Here is a 16,251-nt window from a genome sequence, read left to right on the forward strand (position 1 = left end):
CGGGCCGCGGATTTGCGACTTTCCGGGGTTCTCAGGCCGCCCAGAACCCCGGAAAGTCGGTACCGCGCGCGGGGCTATGCGGTGAGGGCTATGTACTTCTCCTCCAGGAACTCCAGGATTCCTTCCGAGCTGCCCTCCCGGCCCAACCCACTCTGCTTCACCCCGCCGAACGGAGCGGCCGGGTCACTGACCACACCCCGGTTCACCGCGACCATCCCCGCCTCCAGGCGGCGGGCCACGGCGACCGCCTCGCGCTCCTCGCCGAACACGTACGCCATCAGGCCGTAGATCGTGTCGTTCGCCATCCGCACGGCCTCGTCGACCGAGTCGAACCGCACGACCGCGGTCACCGGGCCGAAGATCTCGGTCGTGTTGATCGTCGAGCCGTGCTTCACGTCGGTCAGCAGCGTCGCGTCGTAGAACGCGCCCTCGTCGGACGCGTGGCCGCCCCGGACCAGCGTCGCGCCGTCGGCGAGGGCACCGGTCACGAGCTCCGCGACCTTGTCCCGCTCCCCCACCGAGACCAGCGCGCCGAGGTCGTTGGAGCGGTCCAGACCGCGGCCGACGGCCACCTTCGCCAGTGCCGCGTCCATCCGCTCGACGAACTCGTCGTGCACCGAACTGTGGACGTAGAACCGGTTGGCCGCCGTGCACGCCGAACCGCCGTTGCGCATCTTGGCCAGCAGCGCCCCGGCCACGGCCGACTCCAGGTCCGCCCCCGGCAGCACGACCAGCGGAGCGTTGCCACCGAGCTCCATCGACGTGCTCACCACCGAGTCGGCGCACGCCCGCAGCAGGTCGCGGCCCACCTCGGTCGAGCCGGTGAACGAAAGTTTCCGCACCTCGGGCCGGTCGATCATCGCCTTCACCAACGGTCCGGTCGGCGCCGGCGTCACCAGGTTGACCACCCCGCGCGGCACCCCGGCCCGCCGCAGGACGTCGACCACGTACGCGGCGGTCAGCGGGGTCTCGCGGGCCGGTTTGAGGATCGTCGTGCAGCCTGCGGCCAGGGCCGGGGCCAGCTTCCGGGTCGCCATCGCGGCCGGGAAGTTCCACGGGGTGATGAGCAGCGACACCCCGATCGGCTGGCGGTCGACGATGATCCGCTTGTCGCCGGCCGGTGAGAGCCGGTAGTCGCCCGGGACCCGCACGGCCTCCTCGGCGAACCAGCGGAAGAACTCCTTGGCGTAGGTCGCCTCGCCGGCGGCGTCGGCCCAGGACTTGCCGTTCTCGCGGACCATGATCTCCGCGAAGAGCTCGGCCTCCTCGGTGAGGATCTCGTAGGCCTGGCGCAGGATCTCGCTCCGCGCGCGCGGGGCGGTCGCGGCCCAGGACTCCTGCGCGGCCGCGGCCGCGTCGACCGCGGCCAGGCAGTCCGCCTCCGTCGCGATCGCGAACTCGGCGACGGTCGAGAGGTCCGACGGGTCGACGACGTCGAAGCGACGGCCGTCCGAGCCGGGGCGCCACTCACCGTCGATGAACAGGTCGGTGAAGAGGTTCATGCGGCACTCCGATCGGTGAGCAGGCCGTCGTGGGCCCGGGTCAGGATCTCCAGCAGAACATCCCGGGAGGGCTCGATCGGGGCGATCGCCAGCAATCGCGCCGATCCCAGCGCCAGCTCGGCGATGCGCGGCAACTCGTCCCGGCCGAGACCGATGTCGGCGAGGGTACGGGGCACGCCGATGGCCCGGTTGATCGCCGCGACCCGCGCGATCGTGCCCGCTGCCGTGAAGCCGAGCCCAGACCCGCCCACGGCCGGGCTGCCCACGGCCGCCGGGCCGTCGGCTTCCGGCGCGATACCGTGCATCACGGCGCCCAGGGTCGCGATCCGGTCGGCGGTCGCCGGATCGGCCGAGATCGCGTCGAGGACGTACGGGAGCATCAGGCCCGTGCCCAGGCCGTGGGGCGTCTTGGTCAGCGCACCGATCGGGTACTGCAGCGCGTGGCACAGGTGCGTCCCGGTCGACCCGAACGCGACCCCGCCCAGCAGCGCCCCGGCCGCGACCTCCTCGCGGGCCCGCCGGTCCCCCGGCGACGCGACCGCCACCTCGAGCCACGGCCCCAGGTGCCGCGCCGCCTGCAGCGCGACCGGCCCGCTCAGCACGTTCCGCCCGGTGAACACGGGCAGCGGAGCGTCCCACGACGACGACAGCTCCCGCGCGGTGTACGACTCCACCGCGTGCACGAGCGCGTCGATCCCGGAGTACGCGGTCACGGTCGCGGGCGACCCGAGCGTGAACTCCGGATCCACGATCGCCGCCGCCGGCACCAGGAACGGCGACGAGATCCCGACCTTGAGCTCGCGCTCCGGGTCGGAGACGACCGCGACCGGCGTCACCTCCGACCCGGTGCCCGCGGTCGTCGGCAGCGCCACGATCGGCGCGACCGGCCCCGGCACGAGGTTCTCGCCGTAGAAGCTGGAGAGCGGTCCGCCGTACACCGCGAGCAGCGCGATCAGCTTCGCGGCGTCGAGCGCGCTGCCCCCGCCGATGGCCACGACGACGTCGGCCGCGAACTCGGTCGCGACCGCGCCCGCGGCGTCCAGAGAAGAGACCGGCAGTTCGGGGGTGACGTCCGCGTGGACGCGAACGGAGACCCCGGCGGCGGTGAGGCCGTCGACGGCCTCGGCCAGGAACGGCGTGCGGGTCAGGAACGGGTCGACGACCAGCAGCGCGCGCCGTCCGTAGGTGCGGACGACCTCGGGGAGCTGGGCCCGCGACCCGTAGCCGAAGTGCACGCGGGACGGCAGTCGCAGAGTGCCGGACTCAGGCAACGAAACCCCCATCCACCGGCAGGATCACGCCGGACAGGTGCGACGAACGGTCGCTGAGCAGGAACGACGCCACCGCGCCGACCTCGGACCCGGTCCCGGCCTTCCGCAGCGGGGTGGCCGCGATTCGGGCCTCGACCCCGCCGGGGATCGCGCGCCGGGTCGCGTCGAGCATCGGGGACTCGGTCGGGCCGGGCGCGAGGACGTTGACCCGGATGCCGAGCGGCCCGAAGTCGTGCGCGGCCGTACGGGTCAGGCCGATGACCGCGTGTTTCGACGCCTGGTACGCGCCCATGCCGGAGCTGCCGCGCAGGCCGCCGATGCTGCTCACGTTCACGATCGAGCCGTGGTCGCGCATTGCCCGCACCTCCTCGCGGAGACAGAGCCAGGTGCCCTTGACGTTGACCGCCATGATCCGGTCGAAGTCCTCCTCGGTCACCGCGTCGAGGCGCCCGGCCTGCGTCATCGCCGCGTTGTTGAACGCGCCGTCGAGGCGGCCGAAGCGGTCGACGGTCGCGTCCACGAACCGGCGTACGTCGTCGGCGACCGATACGTCGCCGGTCGTGTAGGCCACGTCGTGGCCCTCTTTCTCGAGCCTGGCGGTCAGCTCGGCCAGCGGCTCCTCGGACCGCGCGACCAGCATCAACGCGGCCCCGTCGGCGGCGAGCACGCGGGCCGCCTCGGCCCCGATCCCGGCGCTGGCCCCGACCAGCAGGATCACTTTCCCGTCGAGGTCAGGCATGGGCTCTCCGTCCGGAGTCGACGGCCGCCCTGAGCGCGCTGCCGAGCAGGGTCGCGTCGTTGCTGAGCAGGGTGAACGTGAAGCCGGCGGCGAACGCGGCCCTGGCCGCCTCCGCCGTCGCTCCGCCGGCGTTGCCGACCGGCTTGCCCGCGGCCCCGGCCGCCGCCACGACCTCGGCGATCAGGTCGTCGATGTCGTCCCGGCCCTCGCTCACGGCCAGGTCGGCTGCGCCGACCAGGAGCGCATCCACTCCCTCCGTCGCGGCGATCTTCTCGGCATTGCGGACGCCTTCGGCGCTCTCGATCTGGGCGATCAGGACGACGTCCTGCCGCAGGTAGTCGTCGCGAGACATCGCGCCCCAGGCGCCGGCGCGGCTCGTGGAGCCGACGCCGCGGGCGCCCAGCGGCGGGAACCGCACCGCGTCGACCGCGGCCCGGGCCTGCGCCACCGTGTCGACGTGCGGCACCATGATCCCGGCCGCGCCGGCGTCGAGCAGCCGGGCGACCAGGCCGTCGACCTGCGGCACCCGGACGATCGGGGCGACCCCGGTGTGCCGGCCGGTGCCGATCAGCCGGGACGCGGTCTCGACGCTGATCGGCGAGTGCTCGAGGTCGATGACGACGAAGTCGAAGCCGGCCAGCGCGGCCAGTTCCACGACCTCCATCGCCGGGATCTTGACCCAGGTACCGAGTGCGCCGTCGGGGAGCGTCATCATGTGGCCGGATAGTCGTCGGCGTTGAGCACCCAGCCCTGGTTCGAGAAGTCCACGCGCGGCGGCGAGAAGATGTCGATGAGCTGCTGGTGGTCGCCGATGCCCTGGGTCGTGTGCACGGTCGGGGGCGGAATCACGCAGATCGACGGGGTCGCGATCTCGGCGTGCTCGTCCTCGCGCCACCGGGTGGAGTCCGGGCCCCAGGGATAGCGGATGTGGTGCTTGAAGCGGCCCTTCACCGCGAGCGAGATCTGCTCGAAGTCGTCGTGGTGGTGGGGGGAGAGCTTCTGCACGTTCCGGGGCTGTGGCTCCTCGGCCAGGAAGTTCACCATGAGGTTCGTGGTGCGGAAGATGCGGCCGAACCGGCCCTCGGCGATCGGGGTGTCGGCCAGGCGGTAGATCCGGAGCCGGAATCCACCGGCCGGGTCCGGCCACGGCTCCAGCGGCGTCGCCCGGGCGTCCGGCTCGGCGTAGGCGTCCGCGTTGAGGGTGGCCTCGGCCAGGTCGGTGGCCACGGTCGAGAACAGGCGGATGAGGACGCCGTCGGCGTCGGCGCGGACCTCGGAGTCTCCCGGCGGGACGACGACGAAGGCCTCCTCGGCGACGGATTCGGACGCGTCGCCCGCGGTCACCGTGATCGGGGCGCTGTCGGAGTAGAGCAGGACCGCGTACTCGTCGGGCTGGGCGGTGCGGGGGAAGACGTCGCCGGCGCGGGCCTCGGTGTAGGCGATCACCAGGTTCGTCGCGCGGGCGAGCCAGGTGCGGCTGCCGTTCGGGGCGGTCTCGGTGGGGGGCAGGGTGAGGAACTCGATCCACTGGGACGGCTTGATCGGTGTCGACGGATCGACCGTGCGCGCCGGAGGCGCGGCCGCGAGCTTCGAGCGGATGTCGTCGGCTGCGTACGCAGTCATGCCGAGGTACTCCTTCCGGAGGGGGTGGGAACCGCGCCGCGCCCGGCCGCCGCGGCGGCAGCCGGCGCGGGATCGGCCGGCGCGCCCGCGGCCGGGGTGGCGGCGGCCGGGGTGGGGCGGCCCTTGAGCTGCAGCATCTCCCGCGCTTCGGCGGGCGTCGCGATTTCCTTGCCGAGGTCTTCCACTACCGCACGGATCTTGCCGACCTGTTCGGCGTTCGACCTGGCCAGACGGCCCTTGCCGATCCACAGGCTGTCTTCCAACCCCACCCGGACGTGCCCGCCCAGCCACGCGCTGTGGGTGCCGAACTGCATCTGGTCGCGGCCGGCCGCGAACGCCGAGAACTGGTAGTCGTCGCCGAACAGCTTGTCGGCGATCCGCACCATGTGCGCGAGGTTCTCGTGGTCGGCGCCGATCCCGCCGAGGATCCCGAACACCCCCTGGATCAGCAGCGGCGCCGGCGCCAGCCCGCGATCCACGAAGTAGGCCAGCGAGTAGAGGTGCCCGATGTCGTAGCACTCGTACTCGAACCGCGTGCCTTTCGCCCCCAGGGTGCGGAGCGTGTGCTCGATCCGGTCGAACGAGTTGATGAACGGGTGCGAGTACGTGTTCAGGACGTACGGCTTCTCCCAGTCGTGCCGCCAGTCCTTCACCTTGTCGGCGATGCCGGAGTACACGAAGTTCATCGAGCCCATGTTCAGCGACGCGATCTCGGGCTCGAACCGGATCGCCGCCGCGAGCCGCTCGTCCATCGACATCGCCGACGAGCCGCCGGTCGTGATGTTGATGACCGCGTCGGTCCGCTCCATGATCGGCGGCACGATCTCCTCGAACACCTCGGGCTCGAACGCCGGCCGCCCGTCCGGGTGCCGGGCGTGCAGGTGCACGATCGCCGACCCGGCCTCGACCGCCTCGACCGCCGCGGTCACCACCTCCGACGTCGAGAGCGGCAGGTACGGGCTCTGCGAGGGCACGTTCACCGAGCCGGTCACCGCCGTCGTGATGATGACCTTCGATGCCCGGCGCATCAGGGCTTCTCTTCCAGGCCGAGCAGGTAGGCGGTGTTGTGGCAGATCATCTGCCGGACGTCGGCGGCCGCGATCCCCGAGTCGAGCAGCTGCTGGACGACGTACAGGTAGGCGTCGACCGGCAGCGGGTTGCCCTCCTGGCCGAGGTCGGAGTTGATCACGGTGTGCTCCGGCCCGACCTTGCGGATCCAGTCGACGAGTTGCGAGATCGGCCAGCCGACCGCGGCCACGTCGGGGTGGTACATCGCGAGGTCGTGTTCGACGAACACCCCGAGCGCGACCATCTCGTCGATGTCGGTCCCGGCGACGTTCACGATGTAGTCGGGGTGGTGCAGCAGCATGCGCCGGACGCCCTTGGCGTGGGCGACCTGGAAGAAGTCCTTCATCGCGGCCCCGTCGAGGTGCCCGCCGGTGAGCATGATCCCGGCGTCGGCGACGAGCTGTAACACGAGGTGGGTGTCCTCGGAGACGTCGCCGGACCCGTCGTAGATCGAGACTTCCTTCTCGTACAGCTCGCCGGCCGCGCTCGGGAAGCCGTCGCCGTGGCTGTGCGCGCAGATGTGCTGCTTGGCCGAGACCGTCGGCCCCCAGACGCAACGCCCACCCATGTTGATCGCCAGCGCGGTCGCGGACGGGTTGATGCCCCCGACCTCGGAATTCAGCGCGACCCCGCCGAACACCGGGGTCGGCGCCTGGTCGAGCAGCTTCTTCATCGCCAGCACGTCCATCACCGTGTTGTGGTGGTGGGACTTGACCAGGATCCCGCGCATGTTGATCCGCGCGCCGTCGTGCGAGGCGTCCACGTGGTCGAACCGGCGGGGGAACGGGCTCGGGCCGGAGTGGCAGTGGAGGTCGACGGTGCCGTCCAGGACCTCGAGCAGGGCGGGCGTGACCTCCGGCGTCGTAACCATCCGGGAACCTCCATTGTTCGGATGACGCAGTCCGCGTTCACCTTACGGACGGACCTCAGCATGGTCCACGAGCTCAGAGTTCGCAATGCGATCCTGGAGGTTGCATGTTGAACTTCCGCCTGCTTCACTAGCGGAACTTCAAACGCCGTTCACACCGCACGCAAGGAGGCGTGAGATGAGCAAGCGGCGCGTTCCGAGCCCGCAGTGGCTTCTCGTGCTACCGGCGCTCGCGCTGCTCACCGTGATCCTGCTCGTTCCCCTCGGCCGCAGCGTCGGGCGGAGCGTCGGGGCCCCGGTCTGGACGTTCGAGCACTACAAGGCGCTCTTCACCGACGGTGTCACGCTCACCGTGCTCGGCCGTACGGCCGCGACCGCCGCCATGGTCACGGTCATCGCACTTCTGCTCGGCTATCCCTACGCGTACGTGATGACCCGCGTCGGTCCCCGCCTGCGCGGCCTCCTCATGGTGATCGTCCTCGTCCCGTTCTGGACGTCGGTCATGGCGCGAAACTTCGCGTGGATCCTCATCTTGCAACGAAACGGACCAGTTGACTCGTTCTTCCAGCTGTTCGGGCTGCACGTGGTCCTCTTCGAGTCCGTGTCCGGCGTCGTCGTGGCGATGAGCCAGGTGCTGCTGCCGTTCATGGTCCTGCCGCTGTTCAGCACGTTGTCGAGCATCGACCGGCGGCTGCTGCTGGCCGCCCGGGGGCTCGGTTCGCATCCGGTGAAGGCGTTCTGGCGGATCTACTGGCCGCTGTCCCGGGGTGGCGTCGTCTCCGGCGTGATCCTCGTCTTCACGCTCAGCCTCGGCTTCTACGTCACGCCGGCGCTGCTCGGCTCGCCGCAGGAGTCTCTGGTCGCCCAGCTGCTCGGGCAGCGCACGACCCAACTGCTGGACTTCGAGGGCGCGAGCGCGCTGGGCATGCTCGTGCTGGTCGTGACGCTGGTGCTCGTCGCCTGGGCCAACCGGGTGGGCGGGACGATCTCGGCGATCGGTGCGGTCGCCACGACCCGGACGGAGGGTCGGCGATGACCGCGGTCCTGGAGAAGGCCCCCACCAGGAGGGAACGGGCCGTCGACGCCATCCCCTGGTGGCTGAAGCTGCTGGCCGGCGTCGTCGCGCTGTACTTCGTGCTGCCGACGCTGTTCGTCATCCCGATGAGCTTCTCCACCGCGACGACGTTCCAGTTCCCGCCGAAGGGCTTCTCGTTCCACCTCTACGAGAACTTCTTCACGAACCCGGTCTGGCTCGACGCGCTGCGCAACTCGGTGGTCGTCGCGCTGCTGGCCTCGCTGCTGGCCACGGTCGTCGGCACGGCGGCCGCGCTGGGGCTGCACAACCTGCAGGGGCGGCTGGCCCGGTTCGCCCGGACGCTGCTGATGATCTCGATCGTCACCCCGGCGATCGTCATCGCGGTCGCGATCTACATCTCGTTCCTGCAGTGGCAACTGGTCGGGACGCTGGCCGGCTACGTCCTCGCGCACGCGGCGATCGGCGTCCCGTTCGTGCTGGTGTCGGTGTCGAGCGCGCTCGGCGGCTTCGACCCGAAGCTGCTCCGGGCGTCGGCCTCGCTGGGCGCGCCGCCGGTCCGGACGTTCCTCCGGGTCACCGCGCCGCTGATCAGCCGGGGAATCGTCACCGGCGCGGTGTTCGCGTTCGTGACGTCGTTCGACGAGGTCGTGATCGCGCTGTTCCTGCGCTCGCCGGCGCTCCAGACGCTGCCGGTGCAGATGTACAACAGCGTCACCGTCGAGATCGACCCCACGATCGCCGCCTCGTCGAGCGTCGTGGTCACCGCGGTGACCGTCACCTGCCTCGTCCTGCAGTTCGTGGGAAGCCGACGGAAGAAGTGAACATGCCTGCCACCAAGATTCGCCCGGTCGCCCCGGAGAAGACGAACGCCGGCACCCGGATCCTGCTGACCGACGTCACCAAGGACTACGGGCTGGCGACGCCGGCCGTCGACGGCGTCTCGCTCGCGATCGAACCGGGCGAGTTCATGACGCTGCTCGGCCCGAGCGGCTCCGGTAAGACGACGACGCTGAACCTGATCGCCGGGTTCGAGACGCTGACCAGCGGCACGATCGAGTTCGACGGCGCCGATGTCGGCGCGCTGCCGCCGCACAAGCGCAACCTCGGCATGCTCTTCCAGAACTACGCGCTGTTCCCGCACATGACCGTGGCCCAGAACGTCGCCTATCCGCTGAAGGAGCGGAAGCTCCCCAAGGCGCAGATCGCCACCCAGGTCGAAGAGGTCCTCGAGCTGGTGCAGCTGACCGGCCGGGACGACCACTACCCGGCCCAGCTCTCCGGCGGGCAGCAGCAGCGGGTGGCGCTGGCCCGGGCGATCGTGTTCGGCCCGAACGCGCTGCTGCTGGACGAGCCGCTCGGGGCGCTGGACCGCAACCTCCGGGCGACCCTGCAGGCCGAGATCCACCGCATCCACCGCGAGGTCGGGACGACGTTCGTGTTCGTCACCCACGACCAAGAGGAGGCGATGAACCTCTCGGACCGGATCGCGCTGTTCAACAACGGACGGATCGAGCAGGTCGGGACGCCCGAGGCGCTGTACCAGTCGCCGGAGACGCTGTTCGCGGCCCGCTTCCTGGGCGACTCGAACGTCTTCGAGCTGGCCGAGGCGCCCACCGACAAGGTCGCCTGGGAAGACCACGTCTGGGCGATCGACCCGGCCACGGTCTCGGCCCGGGCGTCCGCCCCTGGGAACGCGGTCGCGCTCGTCGTCCGTCCGGAGGACGTCCACATCGGTCTGGACGGGACCGAGCCTCCGACCGGCACCAACGCGGTGACCGCCACCGTTCGCGACATCGAGTACCTGGGCTCCTACCGGATGGCCGTCCTCGCGATCGGGCGCGGCGGAACCGTCGGGAAGGCCCGCCTCGGCTCCCGGGAGGGCGGGCTGGCCGAAGGCCAGCCGGTCGTCGCCTGGTGGCCGGTCGAACGTCAACACCTCGTCGCTGTCTGACCCCCTCCCCCGAAAGAAGGCAACGATGCCCAGAACCAGACGTGCTCTGGCCGTCCTCAGCGCGGCGGTCGCCGTCGCGCTGCTGGCCGGCTGCGGCGGCGGCTCGGCCGCCGAGAACGACCCCGACGGCAAGATCACGCTGACGTTCACCGCCTACGGCGGCGACGGCCAGAAGGCGATGATCAGCTCCTACCAGAAGCCGTACTCGGCCGCCCACACCAACATCTCGTTCACCAACACCTCGCCCCCGGACCTCGCGCAGGTCAAGGCCCAGGTCCTGAGCAAGTCGGTGAAGTGGGACGTGGTCGCGGTCGCGCCGGCCGCGGCCACCCAGAACTGCGGGAAGCTGTTCGAGAAGCTCGACTTCTCCGACGTGAAGAAGGACGACCTGGTCCCCGGCGCGGTCGGCGAGTGCTACCTGGCGAACTGGATCAACGCGAACCCGATCGCCTACCGCACCGACGCGTACCCCGACCCGGCCAAGGCGCCGAAGACCGTCGCCGACTTCTTCGACCTGAAGAAGTTCCCGGGCAAGCGCGGGATGCTGACCAACCTGCAGAACGGCATCCTCGAGTACCCGCTGCTCGCCGACGGGGTCGCGCCCGACAAGCTGTACCCGCTGGACGTGCCCCGGGCGCTGAAGAAGCTCGACACGATCCGCTCGTCGACGACGTTCGCCCCCAACGTCGGTGCGCTGCAGCAGGCGGCGGGCGCGGGCCAGGTCGACATGTTCATCATGCCGGACTCGCGTCTCGTCCCCCTGATGAACTCGGGCACGAAGATCACCGTCCTGTGGGACAAGACCGTCACCGCGCTGAACGCGTTCGCGGTCCCGAAGGGATCGCCGAACAAGGAGGCCGCCCGCAGGTTCATCGAGACCGTCGTGTCGCCGGAGGGCGTCAAGGCGATCTCCGAGGCGCTGGGGACGCAGCCGATCAACAAGACGGCGACGCTGAACCTGTCGGACAACGCGAAGAAGGTCGAGGTCGCGGGTCCGCAGAACACCGGGGTGGAAGTCCCGCAGGACGTCGACTGGTACGCGAAGAACTTCGACCAAGTGACCACGCAGCTGAACAACTGGCTCGTCGGTTAGTCGTCTCTCGATGTGAACTAGGATTCCTACATGGCGAACTCTGACCCGAGCGATGCCTCGACCTCCGACATCCAGGCGGTCGCCCGCGTTGGCCAGATCTGTGCACTGTTCGGCCCTCGGATCCCCGAATTGACGGCGGCGGACATCGCTGACCGCACCGGGCTGAACCGCACCACGGCCTACCGGTACTGCGCGTCGATGGTGGCCGCCGGGATCCTCGAACGGGGAACCCGGCGGGGAGCCTTCGCGCTCGGGCCGCTGATGCTGGAACTGGGGGCACTCGCCCTCGGGCGTCAGCGGATCGTGGAGATCGCCCGTCCGCACCTGCAGAGGCTGAGGACCGCCGTCCGCATGACGGCGGTGCTCAGCGTCCAGGGTCCACAGGGGCCGGTGGCCACGCTGGTCGAGGAGGACACCAGCCGGATGGTCGTGGTGACGGTCCTGCCCGGCACCCGGCTGGACGCCGGGGCCGCGCAGACCCGGCTGTTCCTCGCCCACACCGACGGGTCCACGATGGAGCACCTGCTGGCCGGGCTCACCCCGGTGGAGCGGGCCCGGCTCGACGCCGAGGTCACGGCGGCCCGCCAGCAGGGCTTCGCCTACGTCCGGCCGGCCGGGGCGCCCAGCGTCGTGGCCGCGCCGGTCTTCGACGAGACCGGTATCGTCGCGACGGTGGCGATCCTGTCCCCGGGCGACATCCCCGATCTCTCCCCCGCGCTGGAGCAGCTGCAGGCCGCCGCGGGTGCGCTGAGCGCGGAACTGGGGGCTTCGATTGCCTGAGCGGCCGGCGTTCGACGACCTGGCCGGCGCCCGGCCGCCGTACTCGTCCTGGGAGTACTTCGGCAACGACCGCGGGACGATCAACTTCCTGACGCCGGCCCGGGTGGCGGCGGCGGCCGCGCTGGTGCGCACCGGCGAGCAGTTCGGGCTCGACTACCCGGTGGGCGCGTTCGAGCCGTACCCGACCGGCACCCGCCCGCCGACCAGGCACCAGGTGTTCGCGAACAACGAGTTCCACCGGGACGACTGGCTCGACTCGTTCTACCTGCAGTCGACCACGCAGATCGACTCGCTGCGCCACATCGGGCACCCGTCGCACGGGTTCTATGGCGGGCACTCCCCGGACGAGAGCACGCTCGGGATCCACAACTGGGCGGGCTCCGGCATCGCCGGGCGGGGTGTGCTGCTGGACGTGCCGCGGTACTTCGCGGCCCAGGGCCGCGACTACGACGTCGAGACGACGATCGCGTTCTCTCCGGACCTGCTCGACGAGATCGCCGCCTTCCAGGGCGTGGAGTGGCACGGCGGCGACCTGCTGCTGTTGCACACCGGCTGGACCGCGAACTTCCTGGCCAAGTCGCACGACGAGCGGGTGGAGTTCACCCGGCGCAACGCCGGGCCCGGGCTGGCCCAGCGGGAGTCGGTGCTCCGCTGGCTGTGGGATCACGAGATCGCGCTGACCGCGGCCGACAACCTCGCGCTGGAGGCCGACCCCGTGATCGAGTCGGACTTCTTCCTCGACGGGGCGGCCCCGCCGCCGAAGGGCGTCAACCACAACGGGATGCTGCACCGGCCGCTGATCGCGCTGCTCGGCATGGCGGTCGGCGAGATGTGGAAGCTGGACGCGCTGGCGTCCTCGTGCGCGGCCGACGGTCGCTACGACTTCTTCGTGACCGCCAAGCCGCTGAACATCGTCGGCGGGGTCGGCTCCCCGGCCAACGCGATCGCCTTCAAATAACGGTCACACCTCGACGTGTGAGCCCATGATCACCGTGCGGTCGCGGGGCAGGCCGAAGTGCTCGGCCGCGTCCGCGGTGATGTACGACGTCGCGATGAACAGCCGCTTGCGCCAGCGGGCCATCGTCGGCTCCGGTCCCGTCATCAGGTCGATCTTGGAGAGGAACCACGACGCGCCGTCCAGGTCGAGCGGGCGCTCGGTGTCGTCCGCGTCGAGCTGGCGCAGCGCGCCGAGGATGTCGGCGTTGTCCATGTAGCCGAAGCGGGCCCGGACGAAGCTGATGCCGTCGTCGGCGTAGCCGAGGTCGTCGACCACGATGCGCTCCTCGGCCGGGACGCGGGGCACCGGCATCGTCTCGATCGCCAGGATCAGGACGTGCTCGTGGCGCACGTGGTTGTGCTCGACGTTGGCGCGCAGCGCCAGCGGCGCGGTCTGCTTCCCCCGGTTGAGGAACACCGCGGTGCCCGGGACGCGGGTGATCGGCGGGGTGCCGTCGTGCATCGACTCGATGAACTCGCTGAGCGAGCCCTCCTGCCGGGTGCGCTCGGCCGTGACGATGGCCCGGCCGCGCTGCCAGGTCGTCATGATCGTGAACGCGGTCAGCGCGATGAGTAGCGGCAGCCAGGCCCCGTGGACGATCTTGGTCAGGTTGGCCGCGACGAACAGCAGGTCGATCAGCAGCAGCACGGTCGCGCCGCCGATCAGCAGCCAGGTCGGGATCTTCCGCCAGCGCAGGTGGGCGACGTAGAAGAACAGCAACGTCATGATCGTGATCGTGCCGGTGACCGCCATGCCGTAGGCGTAGGCCAGCGCGGCCGAGCTGCGGAACGCGAAGACCAGCGTGAGCACCGAGACCAGCAGCAGCCAGTTGATGAACGGGACGTAGATCTGCCCGATCGTGGTCGCCGACGTGTGCGCGATCCGCAGGCGGGGCAGGTAGCCGAGCTCGGCCGCCTGGGCCGCGACCGAGTAGGCCCCGGTGATCACGGCCTGGGCGGCGATGATCGTCGCCGCGGTCGCCAGCAGCACCAGCGGCAGCCGGGCCCAGCCCGGGGCGAGCAGGAAGAACGGGCCGCTGAGGTTGGCGCTGTCCTCGATCACCAGCGCGGCCTGCCCGAAGTAGCTGAGCATGCAGGCCGGCAGCACGAGGAACAGCCAGCCCCGGGTGATCGCGCGCCGGCCGAAGTGGCCCATGTCGGCGTAGAGCGCCTCGGCCCCGGTGACCGAGAGCACGATCGCGGCCAGCGCGAAGAACGCGATGCCGAAGTGGCCGGCCAGGAACCCGACCGCGTACGTCGGCGACAGCGCTTCGAGGATGCTGGGGTGTTTCGCGATCCCGGTGACCCCGAGGACCCCGATCGTGACGAACCACAGGATCATCACCGGGCCGAAGAACCGCCCGACGGCCGCCGTGCCCCGGCGCTGCACCAGGAACAGCGCCACGATGATCACCGCGGTGATCGGCACGACCCACTCGTCGAACGAGGGTTCGACGAGTTTCAGGCCCTCGGTGGCCGACAGCACCGAGATCGCCGGGGTGATCATGCTGTCGCCGAAGAACAGCGCGGCGCCGAAGATGCCCAGCCCGGCCAGCGTCATCGCGGTGCGCCGGGTGCGCCCGGCGCCGAGCCGGCGCAACAGCGTGATCAGGGCCATGATGCCGCCCTCGCCGTCGTTGTCGGCGCGCATGGCCAGCAGGATGTACGTGACCGTGACGATGATCATCACCGACCAGAAGATGGTCGAGACGACGCCGAACACGTTGTCGACGCTCACCGGCACCGGGTGCGGGTCGTCCGGGCTGAAGACGGTCTGCAGGGTGTAGATCGGGCTGGTGCCGATGTCGCCGAACACGACGCCGAGCGCCCCGACGACGACCGCGAGTCGCACCGGGCCGTCGGCCTTTACGTCGGACATGAGGGAACAGTACGACCCGCCCGCGGGTCAGAAATCGGCGGGCTTGAACTTGCCTTTCTGCAGGTGGTCCTCGATCTGCTCGAGGCTGTGGCCGGTCAGCTCGGGCATCTTCCGGTAGAGGAAGACGAACGCGACGACGTTGAACAGTGCGTACAGCCAGAACGTCGGGCCGGTGCCGATCGCGTTCATCAGGCTGAGCAGCGTGAGCGTGATCAGGACGTTGGTGCCCCAGAGAGAGGCCGACTGGGCCGCGGCGCCGGCCGCCCGGGTGGCCAGCGGGTAGATCTCGGAGCCGGTGAGCCAGCCCATGAGCTGGATCCCGCCGGCCGTGCAGGCCATGAAGAACACGAGCGTGGCGATGATCCACGGCACCATCGACTTGCCGCTGTGGCCGGTCGCGAAGAACGTCCCGAGCACGATCAGCGCGAGCGCGGCGAACGGCAGCGTCACCAGCGTCAGGCGGCGACGGCCGACGCGGTCGATGATCGCCAGGCCGACGAGCTGGGCGACCAGGTAGGTGAGGCCGAGGGCGACCGAGACCCGGAGCGCGGTGGAGTCGCCGAAGCCGTTGTCGGTGAGGATCGTCGGCGTGTAGTAGACGATCATCTCGATGCCGGAGAGCTGGGTGAAGACCGCCAGCCCGCAGCCGACGACCAGCGCCGGCCGGACCCAGGCCTTCTTCAGCCCGGCCCAGCCGCGGGTGCTGGCCTCCTGCTCTTCTTTGACGTTCTCCTCGATCTCGTGCAGCTCCTGATCGAGGTCGGCGTCGTCGGCCCGGACCCGGGCCAGGGCCGCCCTCGCGTCGCCGCCCTCGCGGGCCAGCCAGCGCGGGCTCTCGGGCAGCCGGAGCATCAGCAGGAACATCAGACCGGCCGGGACCGCGGCCAGGCCGATCGCCAGCCGCCAGTCGATGACCTCGGCCGCGCCGACGATCGTGGCGATCACGATGCCGACGCCGATCGCGATCTGGAAGAACAGCACCAGACGGCCCCGGTAGGCCGACGGCGCGAGCTCGGCCACGTAGACCGGTGCGGTCTGGGTGGCTCCGCCGACCGCGAAGCCGAGCACGAGCCGGCTGAGCGAGAGCGTGATCGGCTCGGGCGAGAGCGACGCGGCCACCGCCCCGACGACGAACACGATGCCGATCAGCAGCAGCGTCCCGTGGCGGCCCCGGCGCTCCGCTAAGCGGCTGCAGGTGAGCGCGCCGATGACCGCCCCGACCAGGATCGACGCGGTGATCGTCTGCTCCCAGACGTGGCCGATGCCGAAGTCGTCGCCGATCTGGAGCAGCGCGCCGGAGATGATCCCGGTGTCGTACCCGTACAGGAGGCCGGAGATCGCCGAGACGAGCGCGACGACGATCACCGAGCCGGTCAGCCGGTCGTTCTGACGGGGGAGTTCCTGCGTCCGACTCATGAAGGGGCCTCCCGGTACGGCGCCGAACC

The 16,251-nt window shown here is 70.5% G+C and carries 15 protein-coding genes; 6 read left to right on the forward strand and 9 right to left on the reverse strand.

The genetic code is table 11. From position 1 onward, the window contains the following. Window positions 1-74: 74 nt before the first annotated feature. Genes FL583_RS21660 through FL583_RS21690 form a run of 7 tightly spaced genes read right to left on the reverse strand, consistent with a single transcriptional unit; the run spans window position 75 to window position 7,074 of the window. Complete coding sequence (locus tag FL583_RS21660) at window positions 75-1,502, reverse strand: NAD-dependent succinate-semialdehyde dehydrogenase (protein ID WP_142706528.1); 1,428 nt, start codon at window positions 1,500-1,502, stop codon at window positions 75-77. After that, window positions 1,499-2,785 (reverse strand): iron-containing alcohol dehydrogenase, encoded by a 1,287-nt coding sequence (locus tag FL583_RS21665; protein WP_142706529.1) that lies wholly within the window; start codon window positions 2,783-2,785, stop codon window positions 1,499-1,501. The genes FL583_RS21660 and FL583_RS21665 overlap by 4 nt, the downstream gene beginning before the upstream one ends. Then, entirely contained in the window at window positions 2,766-3,512 is a 747-nt protein-coding gene (locus FL583_RS21670; protein ID WP_142706530.1) for an SDR family NAD(P)-dependent oxidoreductase, read from the reverse strand. The genes FL583_RS21665 and FL583_RS21670 overlap by 20 nt, the downstream gene beginning before the upstream one ends. Next, window positions 3,505-4,227, reverse strand: coding sequence for an HpcH/HpaI aldolase family protein (locus FL583_RS21675; RefSeq protein ID WP_142706531.1), 723 nt, complete (start codon window positions 4,225-4,227; stop codon window positions 3,505-3,507). The genes FL583_RS21670 and FL583_RS21675 overlap by 8 nt, the downstream gene beginning before the upstream one ends. Further along, window positions 4,224-5,135, reverse strand: coding sequence for a cupin domain-containing protein (locus FL583_RS21680; RefSeq protein ID WP_142706532.1), 912 nt, complete (start codon window positions 5,133-5,135; stop codon window positions 4,224-4,226). The genes FL583_RS21675 and FL583_RS21680 overlap by 4 nt, the downstream gene beginning before the upstream one ends. After that, complete coding sequence (kce, locus tag FL583_RS21685; protein WP_142706533.1) at window positions 5,132-6,163, reverse strand: 3,5-dioxohexanoate:acetyl-CoA acetone transferase; 1,032 nt, start codon at window positions 6,161-6,163, stop codon at window positions 5,132-5,134. The genes FL583_RS21680 and kce overlap by 4 nt, the downstream gene beginning before the upstream one ends. Further along, entirely contained in the window at window positions 6,163-7,074 is a 912-nt protein-coding gene (locus FL583_RS21690; RefSeq protein ID WP_142706534.1) for a DUF6282 family protein, read from the reverse strand. The genes kce and FL583_RS21690 overlap by 1 nt, the downstream gene beginning before the upstream one ends. 175 nt (window positions 7,075-7,249) lie before the next feature. Here FL583_RS21690 and FL583_RS21695 point away from each other — a divergent pair, with 175 nt between their 5' ends. Genes FL583_RS21695 through FL583_RS21720 form a run of 6 tightly spaced genes read left to right on the forward strand, consistent with a single transcriptional unit; the run spans window position 7,250 to window position 12,889 of the window. Continuing rightward, window positions 7,250-8,107 (forward strand): ABC transporter permease, encoded by an 858-nt coding sequence (locus FL583_RS21695; protein WP_170323785.1) that lies wholly within the window; start codon window positions 7,250-7,252, stop codon window positions 8,105-8,107. Further along, entirely contained in the window at window positions 8,104-8,928 is an 825-nt protein-coding gene (locus FL583_RS21700) for an ABC transporter permease (RefSeq protein WP_142706536.1), read from the forward strand. The genes FL583_RS21695 and FL583_RS21700 overlap by 4 nt, the downstream gene beginning before the upstream one ends. A gap of 2 nt (window positions 8,929-8,930) precedes the next feature. After that, window positions 8,931-10,058: an ABC transporter ATP-binding protein gene (locus tag FL583_RS21705; RefSeq protein ID WP_142706537.1), complete on the forward strand. Its 1,128-nt coding sequence runs from the start codon at window positions 8,931-8,933 to the stop codon at window positions 10,056-10,058. A gap of 25 nt (window positions 10,059-10,083) precedes the next feature. Further along, a complete protein-coding gene (locus FL583_RS21710) occupies window positions 10,084-11,151 on the forward strand; it encodes an extracellular solute-binding protein (RefSeq protein WP_142706538.1) in 1,068 nt (355 codons plus the stop codon). Between the two features lie 30 nt (window positions 11,152-11,181). Further along, window positions 11,182-11,931 (forward strand): IclR family transcriptional regulator, encoded by a 750-nt coding sequence (locus FL583_RS21715; protein ID WP_142706539.1) that lies wholly within the window; start codon window positions 11,182-11,184, stop codon window positions 11,929-11,931. Continuing rightward, window positions 11,924-12,889 carry a cyclase family protein gene (locus FL583_RS21720; RefSeq protein ID WP_142706540.1) on the forward strand — a complete coding sequence of 322 codons (966 nt, stop codon included), beginning with the start codon at window positions 11,924-11,926 and terminating at the stop codon, window positions 12,887-12,889. The genes FL583_RS21715 and FL583_RS21720 overlap by 8 nt, the downstream gene beginning before the upstream one ends. A 3-nt stretch (window positions 12,890-12,892) precedes the next feature. Here FL583_RS21720 and FL583_RS21725 read toward each other — a convergent pair whose 3' ends face one another. Both FL583_RS21725 and FL583_RS21730 read right to left on the reverse strand, forming a co-directional pair. Then, complete coding sequence (locus FL583_RS21725) at window positions 12,893-14,806, reverse strand: potassium transporter Kup (protein ID WP_142706541.1); 1,914 nt, start codon at window positions 14,804-14,806, stop codon at window positions 12,893-12,895. 27 nt (window positions 14,807-14,833) lie between these two features. Next, window positions 14,834-16,222: a sugar porter family MFS transporter gene (locus tag FL583_RS21730; protein ID WP_142706542.1), complete on the reverse strand. Its 1,389-nt coding sequence runs from the start codon at window positions 16,220-16,222 to the stop codon at window positions 14,834-14,836. Between the last annotated feature and the right edge of the window lie 29 nt (window positions 16,223-16,251).

The sequence above is a fragment of the Cryptosporangium phraense genome, from assembly GCF_006912135.1.
GTDB lineage: Bacteria > Actinomycetota > Actinomycetes > Mycobacteriales > Cryptosporangiaceae > Cryptosporangium > Cryptosporangium phraense.

Coding starts and splice junctions, on each gene's coding strand:
- FL583_RS21690 (WP_142706534.1), bottom strand. CDS start 7,074: ATGGTTACGACGCCGGAGGTCACGCCCGCCCTGCTCGAGGTCCTGGAC.
- FL583_RS21660 (WP_142706528.1), bottom strand. CDS start 1,502: ATGAACCTCTTCACCGACCTGTTCATCGACGGTGAGTGGCGCCCCGGC.
- FL583_RS21665 (WP_142706529.1), bottom strand. CDS start 2,785: ATGGGGGTTTCGTTGCCTGAGTCCGGCACTCTGCGACTGCCGTCCCGC.
- FL583_RS21675 (WP_142706531.1), bottom strand. CDS start 4,227: ATGATGACGCTCCCCGACGGCGCACTCGGTACCTGGGTCAAGATCCCG.
- FL583_RS21695 (WP_170323785.1), top strand. CDS start 7,250: ATGAGCAAGCGGCGCGTTCCGAGCCCGCAGTGGCTTCTCGTGCTACCG.
- kce (WP_142706533.1), bottom strand. CDS start 6,163: ATGCGCCGGGCATCGAAGGTCATCATCACGACGGCGGTGACCGGCTCG.
- FL583_RS21730 (WP_142706542.1), bottom strand. CDS start 16,222: ATGAGTCGGACGCAGGAACTCCCCCGTCAGAACGACCGGCTGACCGGC.
- FL583_RS21710 (WP_142706538.1), top strand. CDS start 10,084: ATGCCCAGAACCAGACGTGCTCTGGCCGTCCTCAGCGCGGCGGTCGCC.
- FL583_RS21705 (WP_142706537.1), top strand. CDS start 8,931: ATGCCTGCCACCAAGATTCGCCCGGTCGCCCCGGAGAAGACGAACGCC.
- FL583_RS21670 (WP_142706530.1), bottom strand. CDS start 3,512: ATGCCTGACCTCGACGGGAAAGTGATCCTGCTGGTCGGGGCCAGCGCC.
- FL583_RS21700 (WP_142706536.1), top strand. CDS start 8,104: ATGACCGCGGTCCTGGAGAAGGCCCCCACCAGGAGGGAACGGGCCGTC.
- FL583_RS21725 (WP_142706541.1), bottom strand. CDS start 14,806: ATGTCCGACGTAAAGGCCGACGGCCCGGTGCGACTCGCGGTCGTCGTC.
- FL583_RS21715 (WP_142706539.1), top strand. CDS start 11,182: ATGGCGAACTCTGACCCGAGCGATGCCTCGACCTCCGACATCCAGGCG.
- FL583_RS21680 (WP_142706532.1), bottom strand. CDS start 5,135: ATGACTGCGTACGCAGCCGACGACATCCGCTCGAAGCTCGCGGCCGCG.